This is a genomic window from Streptomyces sp. BBFR2 (assembly GCF_044497305.1).
GTDB lineage: Bacteria > Actinomycetota > Actinomycetes > Streptomycetales > Streptomycetaceae > Streptomyces.
The window spans coordinates 4,062,563-4,085,451 of sequence record NZ_CP172415.1 but is presented as its reverse complement, the minus strand read 5'-3'; the positions used below and the strand labels follow the sequence as shown (position 1 = coordinate 4,085,451).

The window sequence follows — 22,889 nt, the reverse complement described above, 5'->3', positions numbered from 1 at the left end:
AGTGGGCAAAATGGACCCCAGCACGGGGGTGGGGGCGGACCAGGAGCTGCCGCAACTGCTCGAACTGCACCAGACGCTTTATCGCATCGCCCTGGAGAACGGCGTCCTGCACACCGCGCTCGTGGCGCGGGAACTCGACCGTCCGACCGCCGAGATCACCGAGGCGGTGCGCGACCTCGCCGCCCTCCGTCTGCTGCATCCCACGCAGACCGCCGGCGCCGACGCCCCGGGCGAGGACCCCGGCGCCTCTCCCACGTACACCGCCAACAGCCCCGACGTCGCCACGGCCCATCTCAACGGCCCCGTGGACGCCCGGATACGGCAGTTACGGCAGCGGTCGGACCAGGTCAACAACCACGTCATGATCATGCGCGGGGTGTTCGAGGAGGCCCGGCAGAGCCACTACACCCGCACCGGCGTGGAACGGCTGACCGGCATCGACGCGATCCGCGGCGTCCTGGAACGGCTCACGCTGACCGCGAGCGTCGAGATCGCCTCCGCGCACCCCTCACTCCCCGCCCAGCCGGTGATAGACGAGGGACGGGGCCGCACCACGGAAGCCGCCGAGCGCGGCATCCGGCTGCGCACGCTCTACCCCCACTCCGTGCTGTCCCACCCCTACATGCGGCAGCATCTGAGCACCGTGGCCGGGGCGGGCGTGCAGTTCCGCACCGTCGGCCACATCACCGACCGGATCATCCTCTTCGACGCGGACACGGCCGTCGTCGCCGATCCCGACCAGCCCGCGAACCGAGGCGCCCTGGTCATCCGGGACCGCTCACTCGCCCGCTTCCTCTACCGCTCCTGGGAGAGCATGTGGGACTCCGGACGGCCCTTCACGGCGTCGGACGGTGACCCCTCGGCCGCCCCCAAGGACGATGTGCGCAGGGAGGTGCTGCGCATGCTGGAGTCCGGCATGAAGGACGAGATGGCCGCCCGCCGGCTGTCCATGTCCGCCACCACCTACCGCCGCCATGTGTCCGAACTCCTGGTGGAACTGGGCGCCCAGAGCCGCTTCCAGGCGGGCAGCTACGCCCGGCGGGCCGGCTGGCTGGTCGACTGACGTACCGGCCCGCCCCGACGACGACGCCCCGGCCCGTCGTCGCGGAGCCGGCGGGCTGCCGCGGAGCCGGCCGGTGCCCCACAGACACGGCCGGCGGCGGCAGCCCGCCGGGAACAGAAACCCGCACCGCGCGGCGACGCGCCCATGCCCCTACGGCGACCGCCGCCGCGAAGCCCGGCCATTCGCCGACGGCCCGCGCCCGCACAGCGCCACCGGTAACCGTTCTCCCCGAACTCCGCAATGAACGGCTCGCCGCGCGGAGTGCGGCGGTACGTACGGCGAGCGGGCGGCTAATTCCCTCGAATCCGGGGGCCCGGCCGACCTACGCTTCCCGTATGCCGACCGGAAAGACCTCTTACGTCTGTCTGCCCTGCCGGGCCTCGTACAAGTTGCCCTACCCGAAGCGTTATGACCGGGAGCGGATCTGCCCGCACTGTGCGAAACCGTTGATTCATGTCGGTTCCGCCTTCGCGGCTCCCAAGAAGCGGGATGCCGATGCCTGGCGGGTGCTCTCCGTCCTGTTGAACTCCGGAGTCGGCTTTCACAAGAGTTGTTGCGGCGGCCCCGGTTACCGCCCCCGGACTCTCCGGGAGGTACGGGAGCGACTGAACCACGCCCGGAGTTCCGGGGAGCCGTTCGCGCGCGCGTTGGTCCGGCGCGAACTGCCGTGACGGCGGCACCGGGAACGCGGCGGGGCCGTTCCCGGTACGGGCCCCGGCCGGCGCGGACGCGGTGAAAGGAATGCGTCCGGTGGGGCGGACCCGTTCGTCCCGGCACCGCGCCGCTACGCCCCGTCCCGGTCCTGGCCGCCCGCCGCCGCCCGCCGGACGGCCCCGGTCGCGGGCCGCCGCCCCGGTGCCGGGCCCCGGCGGGCGAAGCGGCCCGGGGTGGTGCCCAGGAACCGTTTGAAGTGGCGGGTCAGATGCGGCTGATCGTGGAATCCGGCCTCGGCCGCCGTGTCCGCCGGGGGCAGTCCGTCGAGGAGCAGACGGCGGGCGCGGTCGACGCGGCGGGCCGTCAGATAGCGGTGCGGGGCGATGCCGAAGGCGGCCGTGAACGCCCGCACCAGGTGGGCGGGGTGCGCGTGCAGCAGCCGCGCCGCCTCGTCCAGGGATACGCCGCTGACCAGCCGCTCATCGAGGAGGTCGCGCAGCGCGTGGGCCACGCCGCGGCCGGGCTGCGGCGGGCCGGCCAGGAGGCGGGGCCGCAGATGGCCGCGGAGCCGTTCGGCGACGAGGGCGAGGCGGCTCTCGGCCTCCAGTTCCTCCCCCGGGGCGGCCAGGGCGGTGTGCAGTTGTCCGACGCGGCGCCGCAGCAGCGGATCGGCGAGGTCCGGTCCGTCCACCGCCGGGCCGATGAAGGTCTCGTCCAACTGCGTCAGATCCAGGTAGAGCACCCGTTTACGGAAGCCCCGCGCGGTGGCGGACGACCCGTTGTGCGGCACCTGCGGCGGCAGCAGGGAGACCGTGCCGTCCGGGGTGCCCCGCTCGCGGCGGCCCAGGTCGTAGCGGACGGCGCCGTCGTCGACGAGCAGCAGCGTCCACACGTCGTGGAGGTGCATCGGGTACGCGTGCCCGGTGAACCGGGCGTGGAGGACCTCCGCGATCCCGGGCACCCGGGGGCGCCACGCGGAAACCTCCTGACCTGCCTCCATGCAAAGAACGTACAAGAAGCAGCGGCGGGGCGACCGGCAGTCTCATGGCATGACGAACGCCATGAGGAACGAGCCCGCCCCCGTACGTTTCGACACCAAGATCGCCGTGCTGCTCCGTGCGGACCTGGCGGTCTGGCAGCGGCTGAATGTGACCGCGTTCCTGGTCAGCGGCGTCGGCCCGGAGCTGCCGGAGACCATCGGCGAGCCGTACGCCGACGCCGACGGCACCCCGTACCTGCCGATGTTCCGCCAGCCCGTCCTGATCTTCGAGGGGACGAAGGAGACGCTGACCACCGCGCACGGCCGCGCGCTCTCCCGCGGGCTGGCGCGGTCGGTCTTCACCGCCGACCTCTTCGCCACCGGCAACGACCGGGACAACCGCGCCGCGGTCCGGGCCGTCCCGGCGGACCGGCTCGACCTGGTCGGACTGGCCGTGTACGGGCCGCGCAACGCGGTCGACAAGGCGTTCAAGGGGGCCCGGATGCATCCGTGAACCGTCCGGCAGGAGGGCCCGTGGCGTGCACGGAGCGGAGTTATCCACAGGCTCGGCGTGGTCGGGTGGATTCCTCGTACGCTTCATGCATGGGTGAGGTCGACGTGGCAGAAAGCGCAGGCAGCGAGATGGCGGACGAGCCGGATGCGGGCGAGGCGGTGCAGGTCCTGCGCCGGGTGTTCGGTTACGACGCGTTCCGCGGCAGTCAGCAGGAGATCATCGAGCATGTGATCGGCGGCGGGGACGCCGTCGTGCTGATGCCGACGGGCGGCGGCAAGTCGCTGTGCTACCAGATCCCGTCGCTGGTGCGGCCGGGCGTCGGCATCGTGATCTCCCCGCTGATCGCGCTGATGCAGGACCAGGTCGACGCGTTGCGGGCGCTGGGCGTCCGCGCCGGATTCCTCAACTCCACACAGGACGTCGAGGAGCGGCGGCTGGTCGAGGCGGAGTTCCTGGCCGGGGAGCTGGATCTGCTGTACCTCGCGCCCGAGCGGCTGCGCGTCGAGCAGACACTCAGCCTGCTCGACCGGGGCAAGATCTCCCTCTTCGCGATCGACGAGGCGCACTGCGTCGCCCAGTGGGGCCACGACTTCCGGCCCGACTACCTCGCCCTGTCGATGCTGCACGAGCGGTGGCCCGAGGTCCCCCGCATCGCGCTGACCGCGACGGCCACCGAGGCGACCCACAAGGAGATCACCTCCCGGCTGCGGATGGACCGCGCCCGCCACTTCGTCGCCAGCTTCGACCGGCCCAACATCCAGTACCGCATCGCGCCGAAGAACGAGCCGAAGCGCCAGCTTCTGGAGCTGCTGCGCACCGAGCACGCCGGGGACGCCGGCATCGTCTACTGCCTCTCCCGCGCCTCGGTGGAGAAGACCGCCCAGTTCCTGACGGACAACGGCGTCGCCGCGGTGCCGTACCACGCCGGGCTGGACGCCCGGACCCGCGCCGCGCACCAGTCACGGTTCCTGCGGGAGGACGGCCTGGTCGTCGTCGCCACCATCGCGTTCGGCATGGGCATCGACAAGCCCGACGTACGGTTCGTCGCCCACCTCGACCTGCCGAAATCCGTGGAGGGCTACTACCAGGAGACGGGCCGTGCCGGGCGCGACGGCCAGCCGTCCACGGCGTGGCTGGCGTACGGACTCCAGGACGTGGTCCAGCAGCGGAAGATGATCGACGGTTCGGAGGGCGACGACGCGCACCGGCGGCGACTGTCGGCGCATCTGGACGCGATGCTCGCGCTGTGCGAGACGGTGCAGTGCCGCCGGGTGCGGCTGCTGGCCTACTTCGGCCAGGAGAGCACCGCGTGCGGCAACTGCGACACCTGCCTGGCACCGCCGCAGACCTGGGACGCCACCGTCCCGGCGCAGAAGCTGCTGTCGACGATCGTGCGGCTGAAGCGGGAGCGCGGCCAGAAGTTCGGCGCGGGCCAGATCATCGACATCCTGCTGGGCCGCAAGACCGCGAAGGTCGTCCAGTTCGACCACGACGCGCTGAGCGTCTTCGGCATCGGCACCGACCTGCGCGACGTCGAATGGCGCGGTGTGGTCCGCCAGTTGCTGGCGCAGGGCCTGCTCGCCGTCGAGGGGGACTACGGCACGCTGGTGCTGACCGAGGCGAGCGGCGAGGTGCTGCGCGGCGGACGCGAGGTGCCGATGCGGCGGGAGCCGGAGAAGGCGGCGCGCGCGGCGAAGGCGAAGACGTCGAAGGGCAAGCGGGCCCCCGTCGATCTGCCGGAGGCGGCACTCCCGGTCTTCGAGGCGCTCCGCGCCTGGCGTGGCAGCACCGCGAAGGAGCAGGGCGTCCCGGCGTACGTGATCTTCCACGACGCGACGCTGCGGGAGATCGCCATCGCCCGCCCCGCCACCACCGCCGAGCTGGGCACGGTCAACGGCGTCGGCGAGAACAAGCTGGCGAAGTACGGCACCCAGATCCTTGAGGTCCTCGCGGGCGGCGACGGCACGGGCGGCACCCCGGACGCCGGGCCGTCCTCCGGCGCCGCAGACACCGGACAGCCCGCCGGAGCCGCGACGCGCGCGGCCATCGCCGCCCGGAACGCGAGCGCCCTCGGCGGCCGCTCCGGCGGCCCGGCACACCCCGCGGACCTGCCCGAGCCTCCGCCGGAGGACTGGGACGCGCCGGAGCCGCCGGAGGACATCGACTGGTGACAGACGGTCGCCGGGGCCGCCGGGGCCCGGCGACCGGGAACCACGGCGGCCCGGCCGCCGCATCCGGCCCGCCCGCCGAAAACGGGGAAAACCGCAGCTCAGGAGGCGTGTTCATGAACGGGGGAAGGCGGGGGGAGGCGCAGCACCGTACGGGCGCCGCCGCCGGGCGCGTGGGAGAAGCGGATATCGATGCCGAGGACCGCGGCCTGGCCGACGGCGATGGTCAGCCCCAGACCGTGCCCCCGGCCCCGCCCCGGCGCGTCGGTACGGAACCGCCGCGGTCCGTGGTGCAGCAGATCCTCGGGGTAGCCCGGGCCGTGATCGCGTACCTCGATCCGCGGCGCCCCGCCCGGCACACCGCCGGGGGCCGCGTCGACGGTGACCTGGACGGGCGGACGGCCGTGCCGGTGCGCGTTGAGGACGAGATTGACGAGGATGCGGTCCAGCCGCCGCCGGTCCGTCTCGACGACACCGGAGGAGACGATCCGCACCTCCGTGTCGAGCCCGGTGGCGTGCACACTGCGCTCGACGAGGGTGCCCAGATCGTAGGAGTCGAGGTCGGCGTGCTCGGCGCCCGAGTCGAGACGGGAGATCTCCAGCAGATCCTCGGTGAGCCGGTGCAGGGCCCGCAGCCGGTCGTTGATCATTTCCTTGGGGCGGCCCTCCGGGAGAAGCGCGGCCGAGGCCAGGATGCCCGTCAGCGGCGTCCGCAGCTCATGCGCGACATCGGCGGTGAACCGCTGCTCGGCCTGGAGCCGGCTCTGCAGCGAACCGGCCACCGAATCCAGCGCCGCGGCGACGGCCGCCACCTCGTCACCGCGCCCGGCCCCTCCCCCACCGGAACCGCCTCCCTCGCCGGCCGCGTCACCTGGCGCCGTGCCGACCCGGGCGTCCAGATCACCCGCGGTGATCCGCCGGGCGACCGCCGCGGTCCTGGTCAACCGGCGGCTGATCCGGTGCGCGAGGAACAACCCGGCGAGCGCCACCGCCACCGCCGCCAGCACCGCCGAGCCCAGAATGGCCGTGTCGAACTTCTCCAGGGAGCGGCTGGTGTTGCCGTACGGCGACCACACCGCCATGACCTGATCCCCCGCGGGCGCCGCCGCCCACATGACGGGCCGCCCCCGATACGTCCCCACCATGCTGCCCTGCTGACCACTGCGCGCCAACTTCCTCAGCGGCTCCGGTAGTTGCGGCGGATCCAGAACGGAGTTGATGCCTTCACCGGACGTGCCGTACTCGAAGAGGTCCAAGGCGATGTCGAGGTCGGCGCGCGTCTCCTTACGCACCTGACCGACGGTCTGACGAGCCACCGCGTTGTGCACCAGCACACCGAGCACCGCCGCGACCGCACAGCACACCGCGGTCACCGTCAACGCGATCTTCCACCGCAAGGAGACCGCCGCACGGCGCACCGCACGACGCACCAACGCGACAAGCCGCACCGGCACGCCGCGCACGCCCCGCACACCCTGCGAGGCGGCACGGCGGAAGGGGGCGGGGCGGGGAGGGGTGGAGGGGGAGGGGGAGGGGGAGGGGGGAGGCCCCCCGGAAGAGCCGCGCCGCCGCCCGCGCCGCCTCATCGCCCGCCTCCACCCGTACTCATCGCCGCTCCTCGCGGAGGAGCGGCGCGGCGGCGGGCGACTCGGCCGGTTCGGGCGGCACCGGTCCGGGCGTACCGCTGCGGGCCGGTTGGGGTTTGCGGGCGTCGTCGAGGGTGAGGTCCCAGAGCGTCATCCGGTCCTTGTCCCACAGGTAGTCGGTGACGCTGACGTAGCGCGGATCCTTGGTGGGTTCGCGGACGACGAGGTGCCCCGCGGCCAGTTCGACGCCGGCGAGGACGCCGCGCAGGGCCAGCACGCGGGTGACGGTCCCGTGCCGGACGCTGTAGACGCGCAGGTCACTGGTGCGCTCGTCGCGGTCGACGGCCATGATCAGTTCGGGTTTGCCGTCGTCGGTGAGGTCGTGGAGCACCGGGGTGCGTACGGAGCCCGGTGCCGGTGGTTTCTGTCCGTCGGCTGCCAGGTCGGCGTCGAGGACGGCGCGCGGGTCGGCGTCGGCCATGCTGCCGCTCGGGATGTGCGGAATGCGCGGTACGGGCTTGAGCGCCACGGGGTTGTCGCTCCGGCTCGGCGGTGCGGGCGAGCGGTCGGCCCACAGCGCGAACGGCGCCTTCACCTCTCTGGCCCGCCCGTCGCTCTGCAACCCTTCGAACCCGGCGCACCCCGCCAGGAGGGTGAGCGGGAGCAGCGCGGCGAGCGACGCCCTGGCCCGTTGCCGCATCGGTCACCGCCTTACCTGATCGGCGGGCACCACCGGGCAGGAGCACGGGCCCCGCCGACTCCGGCATGACCGCATAAGAATCGGTACATACCTCGTAAAAATATCCAAGGTGGCGTGCGAGGGAGAGTTCAGATGGGCCTTCCGTGACGGGACCGTACGCAGAGATCGCGGTGACTGTTACACGACGTACGGTTTCCCGTGAAACAAGCTCCGTAGCGTAGGGACGCGGAATCGGTCCGGGGCCGGGCCCGGAGACGGTCATGTGAACGGTGGAGATCCGTATCCGGGACCGGCCTCGGGCGCTTTCCCATCAGAGCGCACGGCCGTGTGCGTCGCACCGACCCGACCGTGTCCGCCCGAACCGTCCCTGCCGAGGAGTGCCCGATGTCCGACCAGCGTCGCTCTGTGATCCGCACCGTTGCCGTCGCATCCGGTGCGCTCATCGCGCTGCTGCTGCCCGCCGGTGCGGCCGTCGCCGCCGATATGACCGGGCCGGTCGCCGGCGACCGTACGTCGATCATGCTGCCGGACGACGGTCTGGCCGGGCTGGCGGAGAAGGTGGGCCATCTGCCGACCGCGCTCCTCGTCGCCGGGGTCGGCGCGCTGATGGCGTTCGGCATGGTCGGCCTGGCGATGCGCCGACGCCGCCAGGACTCCGCCCTGAGCGCCACGGCCAACCGCCGCAGCCGCGTGACGGGCTGACGGGCTGACGGGCTGACGGACCGACGGGCTGACGGGCTGACGGGCTGACGGGCCGATCGCACCGGCCGGCGAACCGGCCGCCCCACACCCGGCCGGTCCCCCGCGCCGACAGCCCCACCGGCAGGCCGACGAACCAACGAGCCACCCCAGCCGAACTGGCAGGTCAACGGGGCCAGCAGGCCATTAGGTCCGCAGGCCGGCAGCTCAGCAACCCCCACCACCCCGGCTCCCTACCGCCTCTCCCCCTGCGCCCCGCACTCCGGCCCCGTCCGTGCGTACAGCGCGACCCACCCGCCGTGGACCGTGCGGCTGCGGCAGAGGGTGAAGGCGTCGCGGAGCGTCGTACGTTTGGCGATCTCCTGGTCGTTGGGGTCGTCCGGTCCGCCGGGGCCGTCGCCCACGACCACGATGCGGCCGGTGGGCGTGGTGAGCATCCGGTCGCTGACGGCGTCGCCGGAACGTTCGGTGCCGTAGAGGGTGCCGGAGGCGGCCGGATCGCGGCGCAGGGCGAGATCGCGCAGGTCACGGTAGGTGTCGGGGTGGGCGGCGACCCAGACGCGACGGCGGGCCGGGAGGAAGAGCAGACCGTCGCCGGGCCCGGCGAGCGCGCGGACGGCGCGGGCCACGGCCGTAGCGTCGTCGACCCGGCTGACGGGCATCCGCAGCCGGACATCCACGGGCAGCAACCCCACGACGACGAGTGCCAGCGCGAGCGCCCGCCGCCGCAGCCGGGCGCCGCTTTGGCCCTCCTCCCCCGCCGGGCGCAGCAGCCGGGCCAGCGCGGCGCCGGCGAGCAGCGCGAAACCCGCCGTGTAGGAGAGGACGTAGCGGTCCACGTAGGCCGGTTCGGCGGAGGAGAGCAGGAAGAGCAGGAGGGTGGGGAGCAGGAGCAGGGGGAGGCCGAGGGCGCGCAGGCCGATGGGGCCGCGGGAGCGGATACGGGCGCGGGAGCAGGCGATGCCGGTGGCGGCGAGGACCGCGAAGGTGAGCAGTTGCAGCGGGTCGGGCCAGACCAGCCAACTGAGCTGGCCGGACTGGCGGGTGCTGTAGAGGGCGAGCGGGGCGAGTCCGGCGAGGACCCCGGCGGCGGTCAGGGCCCAGGTGCGCAGGGTGCGGCGCGGGAGCCGGCCGAGGACGAGCGCGGTGCCGTGCACCGGCAGCACCAGGACGGCGAACTCGTGCAGCAGACACGCCGTCAGCGTCAGGGCCGTGTAACCGGCCCACAGCGCGCGGCACGAGCGGCCGGGCTCCTGCCGGGTGCGGACCGCGATCCGTACGAGCGGGTGGCAGGACCAGACGACGAGGGCGCAGACCAGCGCGTACGAGCGGCCTTCCTGCGCGTACTGCTGTACGGGCGGGAGCAGCGCGAACGCGATGCCGGCCCAGCGGCCGGTGCGGCGTCCGACGAGGAGGTCGCCGAGGAGGGCGACGCCGGCGGTGGCCGCGATCATGGCGGCGAGGGACGGCAGGCGCAGGGCGATGACATCCTCGCCGAGGGTCCGTCCGACGGCGCCGCCGAACGCCGGGCCGAGGAGCCCGCCGGGCCCCAGGACCGCTTCGTAGGCGGTGAACCAGAGGTGCATCAGCGCGTAGTAGAGGCCGTGCACCACGTCGATGTGGTGGAGGGTGGCCCAGAGCGCGGCGGGGGCGCGGTGCGCCATGTCGTACGTGACGATCTCGTCGCGCCACATGGCGCCGTCGCGGCGCAGTCCCCAGACGCCGAGTGCGCACATCAGCGCGGCAGGTACCGGTGTCACCGCGCGCCACGGCCACCGGGCGGGCGGCTCAGGGGGTGCGGTGGCCGGGGCTTCGGGTGCCGGTTCGGTTCGGGTGGCGTCGATGGCGGGCTCCGGTCGCGTTCGGTGCGGGCGGTCCGGCGGGGCACCGGCCGCCCGTGCCTGCCGAGGTGCCCGCCCGGAGAGGGGCGCTCCCATGCTCGCCCCTGCGCAGGGCTCTGCGCCTCACCCCTTACGGGCCGTTCCCCCGGACTGCGGGACGGCTTCGCTCCCCCGGCGGGCGGCTCCGGCACCTTACGGGCCCGGCGCCCGCCCCGTAGGGGAAGCGGACGTACGGCCCCCGAGGCTTCCGCGCGGCCCCGGCTCCCCGTCTGCGGGCGAACCCGCAGGTCCGGGGCTGCTCCGGCTGGGGCGCGGTGGCGGGCGGCTGTGCGCTCCGGGGCGCCCCGTACGGGTCACGGACGTGCTCCTACGGGAGCCGGGGCGGCCCCTACGGGTACGGCCCCGGCCCGTAAGAGGGACCCAGCCGACCCCGTAAGGGACGGAGTCGGCCCCGTAAGGGACGGAGTCGGCCCGGTAAGGGACGGAGTCGGCCCCCGTAAGAGATGAAGCCGACGCCCACTCCGGGAACGGGCGTCGGCCGTACGGGATGGGCGCGGCCCCCCGTACGGGACGGGCGCAGGCTCCCGTACGGGACGGGAGCCGACGTATCCACCCCGTACGGGGCCGGGCTCAGCCGATGCGGGTCAGCTTGGCGCCGAAGGTGGGTTCGGTCAGGTCCTCGGCGAGGGCGACCGGTACCCGCTGGGTGCTGTCGCCGCTGCCGACGGTCAGGACACCGACCTCCGTGCCGGCCTTGGCCTCGTGCGGGACGGTCTTGCCGCCGCCGTCGATGGTGAAGGTCGCCTTCATGCCGGGCCAGCCCACCGCGGGGAGGTCCTTGGTGGCGACGACGGGCGTCTCACCGCCGAGACCGTCATCGACGTAGCCGACGACCTGCCCCTTCTTGACGACGGTGTCGGCGACCAGCGCCTCCCGCGCCGCCGTGATGATCTTCGCGCTGTTGTCGAGCGCCAGCTTCAGGTGGGCGTTGGGGTCGCTGCTGCTGGTGCGCTGATCCATCGTGACGCCGAGCAGCAGTTGGTCCTTGCCGCCGACGGTGCGGTACGCGGCCCACATGAAGGCGCCGCCCGCGGGTGTGCTGGAGCCGGTTTTGATGCCGCGGACCACGTACGGCATCGTCGTGAGCAGGCTGTTGTTGTTGAACAGCCGCTCGGGCAGCCCGTCGATCTGGACGTTCTCGGTGGCGACGACGGCGCGGAAGGCGTCGTTCTTCATCACCTCACCGGCGAGCTTGAGCTGGTCGACGGCGGTGCTCACCGTCGTCTTCGCCAGACCGCTGGGGTCGGTGTACGTCGTCTTCGTCATGCCGAGCTTGCCGGCGGCGGCGTTCATCTTCTTCACGAACGCCTCCTCGCTCCCGGAGTCCCAACGGGCCAGTTGCCGGGCGGCGTTGTTACCGGAGGGGATCATCAGCATCTGGAGCATCTGCACCTCGCTGAACTTCTGCCCCTCCTGCAACGGCACCCGCGACTCGTCCTTGTTCTTCGAGTCGGCCGCCGCCTTGGCGTCGATGGTGATCGACTCGCCCTTCTCACCCTTCTTCAGCGGGTGGTCGCGCAGGATGACGTAGGCGGTCATGACCTTGGCGACACTCGCCGTCGGCACCGGCTTCTGCGGCCCGGACGTGCCGAGGCTGCCGACACCGACGACCTCCGCCGCGGACTGCCCCTGGCCGGGCCACGGCATGGAGAGCCGGCCGCCCTTGAAGGTGAACGCGGTCGAGTCCCCGAGGGCCAGCGCCGGATCCGGCAGCGGGCGCACCGACTGGACGACCACGAAGATGATCGCCAGCAGGATCACCAGCGGCGTCCAGATCTTGAACCGGCGGACGACGGTACGGAACGTGGTCTCCGGCGGCGGCGGGGTGTTGGTGAGCTGCGCGAGCAGGTCGAGGGGCGGCAGCGGCTCCTGCCGCGTCCGCTCGGCCTCGGGCAGCGCGCCCGGCCCCGGTCCGGCGGCGGCTCCGGCACCCGCGACGGCCGCCGCATCGGGCTTGCTCCCGCCGGACTTCTCCGTTCCGGGCCCATCGGCCGCGGGCCGGCTCGCCGCGCCCGGGACGGCCGTCGCCCCGGCGTCCTTCTCGCCCGACTTGGCCGCCGTCTTGCCGAGGGAACGCCCGGCGGCACCGGTGTCGTCCGACTTCAACGCGACGAACTGGCTGGTCCGCTCGGCGTCCCGCTCCCCGCCCCCGGCCTTACCCGCACTCCTGGGGTCGGCCTTGGCGCCCTTCTGTTCCTTGTCGCCCTGCTTCTTTTCGCCCTGCTCCTTTTCGCCCTCGGAACCGAGCTCGGCTCCCTCGGTGCCGGAGGTCTTACCGTCGGCGCCCTTCGCGTCCTTCGCGCCCTTGGACGACTCGGCGCCGTCCGGCGGGGCGAGCCGGAAGGCGGTGGTGGGCGGATCGACCAGGTCAGCGCCCTTCTTCCCGCTCCCGGCCCCGCCCTTGCCGTCGACCTTGCTCGCGGCGTCAGCCTTGCCCTCAGCGTCGGTCTTGTCCTTGGCGTCAGCCATGCCCTTGCCGTCGGCCTTGTCCTCGGCGTCGGCTCCGGCCTTGCTGTCGCCGTACGCCGCGCTCTTCCCGCCGGTCTCGCCCTCGGCGTCGGCTCCGGCCGTGCCCTTCGGGTCCGCGGCGGATTCCCCCTGGGCGCCGGGCGCTGCCTCGCCCTCGGGCTCCGCCTTCTTCTCCGGCTTCCGCTTGCCCTCTGACTTCGCGATGGTGAAGACGCGGGTGGCGTTGTCGACGGGCTCTTCGGCCGCGCCGGACTTCTTGCCCTTGGCCGTGAAAACGGCCGTCGGCCGGTCCACGTCATCGTCCTCGTCGGGGGTGCCCTCGCCCGCAGCGGCGGAGGCGCCACCGCCCGCGGCACCGGCGCCGGAGGCCGTGCCGCCCTTGGCGTCCGAGCCTTCCGCACCGGACACCGTCCGGTCCGCGGCCTTCGCTTCCCCGCCCTTCGGGCGAGCTTCGCCGCCCTTGTCCTCGGTGGCGTCGCCCACGGCCTTCGCTTCACCGGCCGGCCCGTCGCCTTCGGCCCCCGCGTCGTCGGCGTCACCGGCACCGGCGGCGTCACCGCTGCCCGCCCCGGCACCGTCGGCCCCGGACCGCGCGCCGGACCCGGTCCCGGCGTCCGCACCGGCCGCCGTCTCCGCCCCGGCGGCCGACTCCTTCACGCCCCCGGCCGCGGCGCTTATGTCCCCCGCGGCCTTTGCAGGCTTCTTTGCACTCCCGCCATCGGCGGCAGCGGTGGCGTCACCATCCGTACCGGCGCCGCCGACGGCATCGGCGGCGGTGGCGTCCGGGCTCTCCGTCTCGTCGTCCTTGCCCGCGACCCAGGCGGCGACGGCGGCCCGCAGCCGGTCGCCCGTCGCGCCGTCCGGGCCGTCGGCGTCATCGGCGGCCCCGTCCGCACCAGCGGACTCGGCGGACTCGGTGTCCCTGGACGCCCCATCGGCCCCAGAAGCCCCGTCCGTCGCCGTCTCCGGCTTCTCCGGAGCCCCCGCGTCCCCGGATGCCCCAGCGGCCTCGGCGGCCCCGCGTGCGGCGTTCTCGGCCTCCGCGGTCGTCTCCGCCGGCTCCCCCCGGAGGACGGCGAGGCGCGGGTCGCTCACACCCTGCGCCTTCCCCGACGCCTGCTTCTTGTCCGACTTGTCGGGGGACTCGCCCGCCACCGATGTCTCCTTCGTACGTCGCACTGTCTGGCCAGTGTTTCCAAGTGTCCGGCCAGTGTTCCCAAGTGTCCTGTGTCCGCGCGGCGCGCACTCCGCCGACCCCTGCCGCCCCGTCCCGCCGTATCTCGCGGAGGACGCCGTCGCCGTGCTAGACGAGAACGACATACCTACAGGTTCCCTGCCGAACCCCCCACGCACTCTCGACAGATGAATGTGAGAGGGGTCACCCTGTCATGCATCCACGCGGGGAGGCATGGATGGGCAGGAGCCGCAGAACAATTCCGGAGGAGCTTCTGCTGCTGGCTTTGGACCCGGCAACGGGCACCACAGCACAGCCGCAGTCGCTCGACCTCGGCCTGGCCGGGGCCCAGCTAGTGGAGCTGGCTCTGGCAGGACGGATAGCCCCGGACGGGGATCGTATCGCCGTGGTGATGCCACGGCCGACCGGAGATCCGACGCTGGACTCCGCGCTCGAACTGCTGCGCCGACGCGGCAGTCCGGTGCGCGCGGTCCACTGGATCGGCGGGCCCCGGCTGGGGCTGCGCCAGACGTATCTCTCACATCTCGAACGCTGCGGCATGGTCCATGCCGTGGAGGGACAGATGTGCGGGGTGCTGCCGACGACGCGCTACCAGGCGACGGAGACGGCCATCAGCCGGGAGATCAGGGCCCGGCTCGACACCGCGATCCGCACCGGCGTACCGCCGGACCCGCGGACCGCGGCGCTCGCCGCGCTGGCCCATGCGGTCGGTCTCGGCAAGCACCTCTACCCGGGGAACGAAGGGCGTTCATCACGCTCCCGTCTCCGGGATCTGATCCGGCACGACCCCATGGGCGGCCTGGTCGCACACGCGGTCATGGACGTTCAGAACGGCGTCGCGGCGCAGCCGCGGCGGGCGTCCACGGCGGGCTCGGGCCACGGCCCGGCGCGCCAGCCGGCCGGTCGGGGCGCGGTGACCGCGTCCGGAGTCCCGGCCCCGTCACGGCACGGGCACGGCAGCATGGCCCGGGCCGGCGCGCGCTGATCCCAGGGGCGCGCGGGGCGGTGCATGCGCCGTCCGCGCGCTCCGGTGATGCTCCCGGACGGCACCCCACCCCGGCGTCCCGTACGCCGGGCGGGGTGCCGTCCCGTTGCAGAACCGTCCCCACGAGCCCGTTCGGGAGCCGCAAGTGGCGCGGGGTGGCGGGCCGGCCGTTCCGGACGACGGCCGGTTCGCCGCCCCGCGCCTTGCCGTGCTCGCCTTCTGTAGGCGTTTGACTGCGCGGCGTCCATCCGGGGTGGCACTCTGCTGGCACGGAACAACGGCAGTACGACCCCGGAGGTGCGCGTCCCGTGGCGTCCCATGTCAACCCCACCGTCAGACGGCGCCGGTTGGGCCAGGAGCTGCGCCGGCTCCGTGAGCTCAAGGGCATGACGGCGGAGGAGGTGGCCGAGCGGCTGCTGGTCTCGCAGTCGAAGATCAGCAGGCTGGAGAACGGCCGCCGCAGCATCAGCCAGCGCGACGTCCGCGATCTGTGCGGCGTGTACGAGGTGGAAGACCGCCGGGTGGTGGAATCGCTGATGCAGATGGCGAAGGACTCCCGGCAGCAGGGCTGGTGGCACGCGTTCGGCGACATCCCGTACAGCGTCTACATCGGGCTGGAGACCGAAGCCGCCTCGCTGCGGGTCTACGAGTCGCTGGTGGTGCCCGGTCTGCTGCAGACACCGCGGTACGCCCGCGCGGTGATCCCCGGGGTGCTGCCGGAGCTGCCGCCCGAGCAGTTGGAGAAGCGGATCCAGGTGCGGCTGCGGCGCCAGGAGCGGGTGGAGGATCCCGAGAGTCCGCTGCGGCTGTGGGTGGTGCTCGACGAGGGTGCGCTGCGGCGGGTGGTCGGCGGTCACGACGTGATGCGCGAGCAGTTGGAGCATCTGGTCGAGATGAGCGCCCTGCCACATGTGACGGTGCAGGTGCTGCCGTACGACACGGGTGCGCACGCCGGAATGTCGGGCACGTTCTCCATTCTCGAATTCGATGCCACTTCCGATTCGAGCGTGGTCTACATCGAGGGCGTCACGAGCGATCTGTATCTGGAGAAGACGAACGACGTCAACAAGTACACGATCATGTACGAACATCTTCGGGCACAGGCGTTGAATGCCGATCAGAGCCGGGAATTCATCGCGGCCGCGGCGAAGCGGCACGCGGATGCGGTGAGCTGAACTCACCGTCGGGGAATTCCGGTTCGGCCGGAGGCGGAGCGGGACGGCCGGAGGGCCGGTATGCGCCGGTGGGAAGGGGTATGGGCCGGCCCTCCGGCGGAGGGTTCGGCAAGGTACACCGGTGGTCGGCGGCTTGAAAAGGGATCAAGAAACACGCCATTCGGAAGGGTGAACTGCTCCCGCTGCAAGGGATGTTGGCGCGTAGCGTCAGCTCTGCCTAATCCGCAGCAACTCACAGTAGCCGGAGCGAACAGTGAACAAGGTCATGCAGCCCAATTCCGCGTTCTCCTGGACGAAGTCGTCGTACTCCGCCAGCGGCGCGTGCGTCGAAATCGCCGTGCCGACCGCCGCGGCCATTGCGGTGCGCGACTCCAAGGACCCCGAGGGCCCGCGCCTCACCTTCGACAACTCCGCCTGGAGCACTTTCGTGTCGGACGTCGCCGGTGGCGCCTTCGACCTGGCCTGACCGGCCCGCCGTTCCGCCGCGCGTCCCTCGCGCGGTGCCGAGCCCTCTCGACCGGATTCCCCTGTCCTGGCCGAGGGGGCTCTTCCCTGTCCGGGGCCGGTATCGGCCCTCTGTACCGGTCCGGGTGGGCGGCTTAAGCTCCGGCGACCGGCCGCCCGGGCGCGAGGCGGCCCGTACCCGAGTGGAGTGGAGCCGTCATGACGGAGCAGGACCGGATACCGTCCACCGTTCCGGCGCCGGAGCCCGCCGCCCGGACGGCGCGGGCGGGGAGTTCCCCGGTGCGCGACATCCTGGCGCTGACCGCGCGCCCCGAGGTGATCTCGTTCGCGGGCGGGCTGCCCGCACCGGAGCTGTTCGACGCGGCGGGGATCGCCGACGCGTTCCGGCACGTGCTGGCCGAGGAGCCGCGGCGGGCGTTGCAGTACTCGCCGACCGTCGGCGATCCGCGGCTGCGCGCCGTCGTCGCGGACCGGGCCACCGCGCGGGGGCTGGCGACCACCGCGGACGATCTGATCGTGACCACCGGGTCGCAGCAGGGGCTGACGCTGCTGGCGACGGCGTTGCTGGAGCCCGGGGACGTGGTGCTCGTCGAGGACCCGTGCTATCTCGCGGCGTTGCAGATCTTCGCGCTGGCGGGGGTGCGGGTGGTGCCGGTGCCGACGGATGACGGGGGGCTGCTCCCGGAGGCGCTGGACGAGATCGCCGCGCGGGTGGGGCCCAAGCTGCTCTATCTGGTGCCGACGTTCCAGAATCCGACGGGCCGGACGCTGTCGGCGCGGCGGCGGGCGGCCGTGGCGTCGGTCGCGGCGCGGCGGGGGCTGTGGATCGCCGAGGACGATCCGTACGGGGAGCTGCGGTTCGAGGGGGAGCCGGTGCCGTGGATCGCGTCGTTCCCGGGGGCGGAGGACCGTACGGCGCTGCTGGGGTCGTTCTCGAAGGTGATGGCGCCGGGGCTGCGGCTGGGGTGGCTGCGGGCCCCGGCCGGGCTGCGGCGGGCCTGTGTGATCGCGAAGCAGGCCGCCGACCTGCACTCCTCGACCGTCGATCAGGCGGCCGCCGCGCACTATCTGACGGTGGCGGACCTGGACGCGCATCTGGCGCGGGTGCGCGAGGCGTACCGCGCGCGGCGGGACGCGCTGCTCGGCGGGTTGGGTGACGCGCTGCCCGAGGGCTCGCGGTGGAACCGTCCGGCGGGCGGCATGTTCGTCTGGGCGACGCTGCCCGAGGGGTACGACGCGGCGGCGTTGCTGCGCGAGGTGGTGCGGCATGACGTGGCGTACGTCCCGGGGGCGCCGTTCTTCGCGGGGACGCCCGATACGGCGGCGATGCGGCTCTCGTTCGTGACGCATCCGCCGGAGGAGATCGGCGAGGGGCTGGTGCGGCTGGGTACGGCGCTGCGCGGCGCCCGTCCGGCGGGCTGACCCGGGCGGGTGCGGCGGTGCGTCGCCCGGGCACGGGGCACGGGGCACGGGAGAAGGGGCGGGCGCCGCGGAGGCGCATACGGGGTCGCGTGAGGCTCATCTCCCTTTGTCTGTAAGCCTGTTGAGACCTTGCGCCCTTCCGTGCGCCCCGGGGACGGGCCGACAATGCGCTTCCGGCGGGGCCCCGGGCGACGGAGAATCGGGGCAGGCCAGGGACCTCTCAGGAGGCCGGATGAGCACCCACCCGATCGATCCCGCGGAACGGCCCGGCGGCGGGGAGCCGGGCGATGTTCCCCACGCCGTCGATCCGCCCGCGGCCGGTTCGCCGGGCGGCGGGCCCGCTGCCGCGCGTGCGCCCGGAGCCGGGCCGTCCGGCGGCCCGCCCGCCCCGGACCGTCCCGGTGACGTCAGGTCCGCCGCCGGGCCGCACGCCGTTGAGCCGCCGGTCACCGAGGCGTCGACCGGGGCGGCTCCTGCGACCGGCCCGCCCGAGGCCGGATCGGCCCGGCCCGACGGCGCCGCCGAGGGCCGACCGGACGGCGGTACGGCCGCCTCCGGGGGCGGTGCGGCAGCCGGTGGCGCGCCCCCTCCGGAAGCGGGCGGGCGGATCCGCGCGCTCGGGCGGCGGCTGCGGGCGCATGCGCGGCACACGTTGGTGGTGGCGGTGGCCGCGGCGGTCGCGGGGGCGTTGGTGCCGCTCGCGGTGGAGGCGGTACGGAAGGCGTTCGAGGAGCCGCCGCCGAAGTGTCCCGGGGCGGGCTGCGACGGGAAGAGTCCGGCCGGGCAGTGTTCCGCGGACGCCGTCACCTGGGAGCCGCGGGTGGGCAATCCCGTACGGCTCCATCTGCGCTACAGCGCGACCTGCGGCGCGGTGTGGGGCCGGATCGTCAACGGCGAGCCCGGGGACATGGTGACGATCCGGGTGCGGGGTGGCTCGTCCCGGAGCGCGGTCATCGACTTCAACCATGACAAGTTCACCGATATGGCTTCGGTGGGCCGGACGTTCCATGTGCGGCTGTGCGCGGTGCCGTCGACCAGTACACACCGGGTCGGGACATGGGTCCCCTACTGCTTCGAGGGCACGGAGCGGTCGGACTGGGAGTGAGCCGCGGGCCGTCCGCCGGGGGTTTCGTGGCTGCGCGTCCTCCCGGCGGTCGGTGGGGTGCCGCGCGGGATCCCGCTCCCGTGCGGCCGGGTGCCGTGCCGCCGGGGCGGGACGGTGGGGCCGTGCTGATCGGGCCCGCGGAGCCCGGCGAAGTGTCCGCACATCGTGCGGGCGGCGGTGGACGGGGGACAACGCCTCAGCCGGTCAAGAGCGGGCAAAATCGTTCGCCGTGATGACCGTTGTTCATATCCATGATCTGTGGGGCCTTGACCGGTCCGCGCGGCGAACGGTTCAATCCCCAAGTCCCCGCTCCCGTACGGGGAACCGCCCCGACGGAACGCCACGGCGAAGTGGTCCACGTTCACCCGGCGGACCCCTGGAGGGGGCATGAACAGTCTCGACTGGGCCGTGCTCATCGGCTATTTCGGTGTGATGGTCGCGATCGGCGTGTGGTCGCACCGGCGCGTCGACGATGTCGGCGACTTCTTCACCGCGGGCGGCCGGATGCCGTGGTGGCTGTCCGGCATCTCGCACCACATGTCCGGCTACAGCGCGGTGATGTTCACCGGGTACGCGGGCATCTCGTACCAGTACGGCATCACCTCGTACGTCACCTGGTCGTTCCCGATCGCGATGGGGATCGCCATCGGGGCGCGGCTGTTCGCGCCGCGGCTGAACCGGCTGCGGTCGCGGCTGCACGTCGCGTCGCCGCTGGAGTACCTCAAGAGCCGCTACAACCTGCCGACACAGCAGGCGCTGGCCTGGTCGGGGGTGTTGCTGAAGATCGTGGATGTGGGCGCCAAGTGGGCGGCGATCGCGACGCTGCTGTCGGTGTTCACGGGCATGTCGCTGAACCAGGGCATCCTCATCACCGGTGTGGTCACCGGGATCTACTGCACGGTCGGCGGGCTGTGGGCGGACGCGCTGACCGAACTGGGGCAGTTCGTCATCCAGTTACTCGCCGGGGTGGCGATGCTGGTGACGGTCCTGGCGCAGCTCGGGGGTGTCAGCGCGCTGTGGACGGCGTGGGACCGGCTGCCGGCGGGGCACACCGCGCCGACCGCGGGGCCGTACACGCTGACGTTCCTGCTGGCGTACCTCTTCATCAAGACCTTCGAGTACAGCGGCGGGATGTGGAACCAGGCGCAGCGCTACATGGCGACGCGCAGTGCGCGGGAGGCGGTGCGGTCGGCGCGGCTGTCGGCAGCGCTGTGGCTGGTGTGGCCGGCGGTGTTGTTCTTCCCGATGTGGATGGCGCCGCTGCTGGTGCGGGCGCAGAAGCCGGACGCGTCGGACGCGTACGCGCTGCTGACCGAACGGCTGCTGCCGCACGGGCTGCTGGGGCTTGTCGTGGTCGGGTTCTTCTCCCACACGATGGCGATGTGCTCGTCGGACGCGAACGCCATCTCGGCGGTCTTCACCCGGGACATCGCCCCGGCGCTGCCGAAGGTCGGGGAGCGGGTGCGGGGCTGGTCGCACCGGGCGGGGCTGCTGGCGGCGCGGCTGTCGACGGTGGCGTTCCTGGCGCTGTCGATGGCGATCGCGACGCAGGTCAACTCGCCGGCGTTCAAGGACATCATCACCGTGGTCATCAAGTGGGTGGCCGGTCTGGTCGGGCCGATCTCGATCCCGTTCCTGCTGGGCATGGTGCGGTGGTGCCGGCGCTCCGGACCCACGGCGGCGCTGGTGTCGTGGGCGGCGGGTCTGTTCGCGTTCTGGTTGACGAACTACGGGATCGACGGGGTGCAGCTTCAGATCCAGATCGTGGCGCCGGTGGCCACCTCGCTGGTGCTGTTCCTGCTGATCGGCCTGGTCAGGCCGGAGGACACCCCGGAGCGGGACGCGGTCCTGGAGCGGATCAACGGGGACGGGGACGGCGCGGACGGCTTCGGTCCGGCCCGGCGGCTCCCCGGACAGCGGGCGGACGGGGCCGCGGGGCGCGCGGGGAAGGCGTGAGGCGGCCGGGTGCGCGCCGGGTCGGGGTCGGATCCGGGTACGCCCGGGGCGGGGCCTGAGCTGGGCGGATGCCGGGGCGGGGGGGGCGTACCTCCGCCCCGGCGCGGGTGGCTCTCCCCCGGGAGCCGCGGGCCCGTCAGGCGCGCGGGTAGCGGGCCAGCCAGCCCGGGGCGGAGCCGGCGGGGCCGTGCAGGGCCGGGCCCTGGGTCATCTCCAGGGCGAAGTCGTCGGCGAGTTGGAGGATGGTGTCGCGGCCTTCCAGTTCGACCAGCCAGACGGGCGGCAGCGCCGTCTCGCCGTGCAGGGTGCCGAGGATGTTGCCGCAGATGGCGCCGGTGGAGTCGCTGTCGCCGCCGTGGTTGACGGCGAGCAGCAGGCCGTGGCGGACGTCCTCGGCGACCAGTGCGCAGTAGACGCCGATGGAGAGCGCCTCCTCGGCCGTCCAGCCCTCGCCGAGCGATTCGACGCGGGCGGGCGTCGGCATGCCCTGCCGTACGGCGCCGAGCGCGCGCTTGAGGGCTTCGGTGGTCTCCTCGTGGCCGGGGCGGGTGGCGAGGTGGGCGAGGGCCTTCTGAACGGCGCTGTCGAGGTCGTCGCCGCGGGCCAGGGAGTGGCTGATGACGGCGAAGGCGCCGGCCGCGAGGTAGCCGGTGGGGTGGCCGTGGGTCTGGGCGGCGCATTCGACGGCGAGCTGGAAGACGAGCTGCGGCTCCCAGCCGACGAGCAGACCGAACGGCGCGGAGCGCATCACGGCGCCGCACCCCTTGGAGTCGGGGTTCTTCGGCTTCTCCAGGGTGCCCATGGTGGTGTCGCCGAGTCCGGTGAGGCAGGCGCGGCCCGGGGCGCGGCGGGAGTAGAGCCACTCCTCGCGGGCGAGCCAGCCGTCGTCCTCCTTGCGCTCGTCGGGCCCCCAGTCGCGCTGGGTGGCGGCCCAGCGCAGGTAGGCGCGGTGCACGTCGGTGGGCGGGTGCCAGGCGCCGGTGTCGCGGCGGACCTGGGCGCGGATCAGGCCGTCGACGGTGAACAGCGTCATCTGGGTGTCGTCGGTGACGGCGCCGCGCCGCCCGAAGGCGGGGACGAAGTCGGTGACGCCCTCCTGGCCGTGGGCCTCGCGGATGGCGTCCAGGGAGTCGAACTCGATGCCCGCGCCGAGTGCGTCGCCGATCGCGCCGCCGAGCAGGCAGCCGCGGACCCGGCTGCGGAAGTCCTGCTGTTCGGCACGGCCCCAGATGGCGGTGGTGCCGGTGGTGCCTGCCGCTGCGTTCACTGTGCCCTCCCGAAGCCCCACAACGCCCGTCGGACCCGTACGGACCCTCTGGCGCAGCACTGTAATCGACCGGGATTGATCGGTTCGGGACGGGAACGGAATGCCACAAGACGTACATAGGGCGGCTTTTGATCGGTCCGCTCCCGATCGGTGGGTGTCCGCCCGAGACCTCCGTACCGGACGGCCGCGGCGGACCGGCGCACCGGGAGGACGCGCGGGTGGCGGCGGGCCCCGGGGGCCGGGCGGGCCGTGGGCCGGGTTCAGGCGGGAGTTCGAAGGTGGCGGCGGGCCGGGGTGGGCATGCTCCCGGCATGTCCGAGTACGAGTGGGACCGCACCACGATGGCCGTCGTCGCCACCGCGCTCTCCGGTGACAGCGACGGCGCGGTGGAACTCCTCCGGCCGCTCCCGCAGCGCGACGTCTGCCATGTCGCGGTCCGGCTGGCGGCCATGGCGGCCGATGCGCTGATCACCGCCGCCCAGGACGCCGGCGGCGACCGCGCGGAGGCCCTGTCGCAGTGGCAGCAGTGCATCCTCCAGCACGAGGCGGAGTACGACGGGGGCGCGCCGCCCTAGGAGTCGCGGCC

Annotated in this window: 18 protein-coding genes; 12 read left to right on the top strand and 6 right to left on the bottom strand. The window is 73.2% G+C overall.

Going from position 1 to position 22,889, the window contains the following annotated elements:
• The first annotated feature begins 10 nt into the window (after positions 1–10).
• Together ACGH2B_RS16485 and ACGH2B_RS16480 are read left to right on the top strand one after the other, a co-directional pair.
• The gene (locus tag ACGH2B_RS16485; RefSeq protein WP_399089524.1) at positions 11–1,063 is read left to right on the top strand and encodes a response regulator transcription factor; all 1,053 of its coding nucleotides are present in this window, start codon (positions 11–13) and stop codon (positions 1,061–1,063) included.
• 335 nt (positions 1,064–1,398) lie between these two features.
• Entirely contained in the window at positions 1,399–1,734 is a 336-nt protein-coding gene (locus ACGH2B_RS16480) for a deoxyxylulose-5-phosphate synthase (protein ID WP_399089521.1), read from the top strand.
• A 113-nt stretch (positions 1,735–1,847) separates the two neighbouring features.
• On the opposite strand, the gene ACGH2B_RS16475 is transcribed toward ACGH2B_RS16480, so the two are convergent.
• Entirely contained in the window at positions 1,848–2,717 is an 870-nt protein-coding gene (locus ACGH2B_RS16475; protein WP_399089518.1) for an AraC family transcriptional regulator, read from the bottom strand.
• A 49-nt stretch (positions 2,718–2,766) separates the two neighbouring features.
• On the opposite strand from ACGH2B_RS16475, the gene ACGH2B_RS16470 reads away from it, so the two are divergent.
• Both ACGH2B_RS16470 and recQ read left to right on the top strand, forming a co-directional pair.
• Positions 2,767–3,210 carry a DUF2000 family protein gene (locus tag ACGH2B_RS16470; protein ID WP_399089516.1) on the top strand — a complete coding sequence of 148 codons (444 nt, stop codon included), beginning with the start codon at positions 2,767–2,769 and terminating at the stop codon, positions 3,208–3,210.
• Between the two features lie 89 nt (positions 3,211–3,299).
• On the top strand, positions 3,300–5,381 hold the full coding sequence (gene recQ / locus ACGH2B_RS16465; RefSeq protein ID WP_399089513.1) for a DNA helicase RecQ: 2,082 nt from the start codon (positions 3,300–3,302) through the stop codon (positions 5,379–5,381).
• 98 nt (positions 5,382–5,479) lie between these two features.
• Here the strand turns inward: recQ and ACGH2B_RS16460 are convergent, their stop codons facing one another.
• Positions 5,480–6,841, bottom strand: coding sequence for a sensor histidine kinase (locus ACGH2B_RS16460; RefSeq protein WP_399089510.1), 1,362 nt, complete (start codon positions 6,839–6,841; stop codon positions 5,480–5,482).
• Between the two features lie 142 nt (positions 6,842–6,983).
• Positions 6,984–7,664, bottom strand: coding sequence for a hypothetical protein (locus ACGH2B_RS16455; RefSeq protein WP_399089507.1), 681 nt, complete (start codon positions 7,662–7,664; stop codon positions 6,984–6,986).
• Between the two features lie 384 nt (positions 7,665–8,048).
• Between ACGH2B_RS16455 and ACGH2B_RS16450 the strand changes: the two genes are divergently transcribed.
• Complete coding sequence (locus ACGH2B_RS16450) at positions 8,049–8,366, top strand: hypothetical protein (RefSeq protein WP_399089504.1); 318 nt, start codon at positions 8,049–8,051, stop codon at positions 8,364–8,366.
• A gap of 230 nt (positions 8,367–8,596) precedes the next feature.
• On the opposite strand, the gene ACGH2B_RS16445 is transcribed toward ACGH2B_RS16450, so the two are convergent.
• Both ACGH2B_RS16445 and ACGH2B_RS16440 read right to left on the bottom strand, forming a co-directional pair.
• Entirely contained in the window at positions 8,597–10,123 is a 1,527-nt protein-coding gene (locus tag ACGH2B_RS16445) for a hypothetical protein (RefSeq protein WP_399089501.1), read from the bottom strand.
• Positions 10,124–10,834: 711 nt separating this feature from the next.
• A complete protein-coding gene (locus ACGH2B_RS16440; RefSeq protein ID WP_399089498.1) occupies positions 10,835–13,888 on the bottom strand; it encodes a D-alanyl-D-alanine carboxypeptidase in 3,054 nt (1,017 codons plus the stop codon).
• Positions 13,889–14,145: 257 nt separating this feature from the next.
• On the opposite strand from ACGH2B_RS16440, the gene ACGH2B_RS16435 reads away from it, so the two are divergent.
• The 6 genes from ACGH2B_RS16435 to ACGH2B_RS16410 all read left to right on the top strand — a co-directional run bounded on the left by ACGH2B_RS16435 (position 14,146) and on the right by ACGH2B_RS16410 (position 21,036).
• Positions 14,146–14,913 (top strand): GPP34 family phosphoprotein, encoded by a 768-nt coding sequence (locus ACGH2B_RS16435; protein ID WP_399089495.1) that lies wholly within the window; start codon positions 14,146–14,148, stop codon positions 14,911–14,913.
• 308 nt (positions 14,914–15,221) lie between these two features.
• On the top strand, positions 15,222–16,088 hold the full coding sequence (locus ACGH2B_RS16430) for a helix-turn-helix domain-containing protein (protein ID WP_399089492.1): 867 nt from the start codon (positions 15,222–15,224) through the stop codon (positions 16,086–16,088).
• 265 nt (positions 16,089–16,353) lie between these two features.
• On the top strand, positions 16,354–16,554 hold the full coding sequence (locus ACGH2B_RS16425; RefSeq protein ID WP_399089489.1) for a DUF397 domain-containing protein: 201 nt from the start codon (positions 16,354–16,356) through the stop codon (positions 16,552–16,554).
• A 197-nt stretch (positions 16,555–16,751) separates the two neighbouring features.
• Positions 16,752–17,975, top strand: coding sequence for a PLP-dependent aminotransferase family protein (locus ACGH2B_RS16420; RefSeq protein ID WP_399089486.1), 1,224 nt, complete (start codon positions 16,752–16,754; stop codon positions 17,973–17,975).
• Positions 17,976–18,207: 232 nt separating this feature from the next.
• On the top strand, positions 18,208–19,080 hold the full coding sequence (locus ACGH2B_RS16415) for a DUF2690 domain-containing protein (protein ID WP_399089483.1): 873 nt from the start codon (positions 18,208–18,210) through the stop codon (positions 19,078–19,080).
• Between the two features lie 387 nt (positions 19,081–19,467).
• Positions 19,468–21,036, top strand: a complete 1,569-nt coding sequence (locus tag ACGH2B_RS16410; RefSeq protein ID WP_399089480.1) for a sodium:solute symporter family protein — start codon at positions 19,468–19,470, stop codon at positions 21,034–21,036.
• 136 nt (positions 21,037–21,172) lie between these two features.
• On the opposite strand, the gene ACGH2B_RS16405 is transcribed toward ACGH2B_RS16410, so the two are convergent.
• A complete protein-coding gene (locus ACGH2B_RS16405) occupies positions 21,173–22,303 on the bottom strand; it encodes an ADP-ribosylglycohydrolase family protein (RefSeq protein WP_399089477.1) in 1,131 nt (376 codons plus the stop codon).
• Between the two features lie 311 nt (positions 22,304–22,614).
• Between ACGH2B_RS16405 and ACGH2B_RS16400 the strand changes: the two genes are divergently transcribed.
• Positions 22,615–22,878: a hypothetical protein gene (locus ACGH2B_RS16400; RefSeq protein WP_399089474.1), complete on the top strand. Its 264-nt coding sequence runs from the start codon at positions 22,615–22,617 to the stop codon at positions 22,876–22,878.
• Positions 22,879–22,889: the final 11 nt, after the last annotated feature.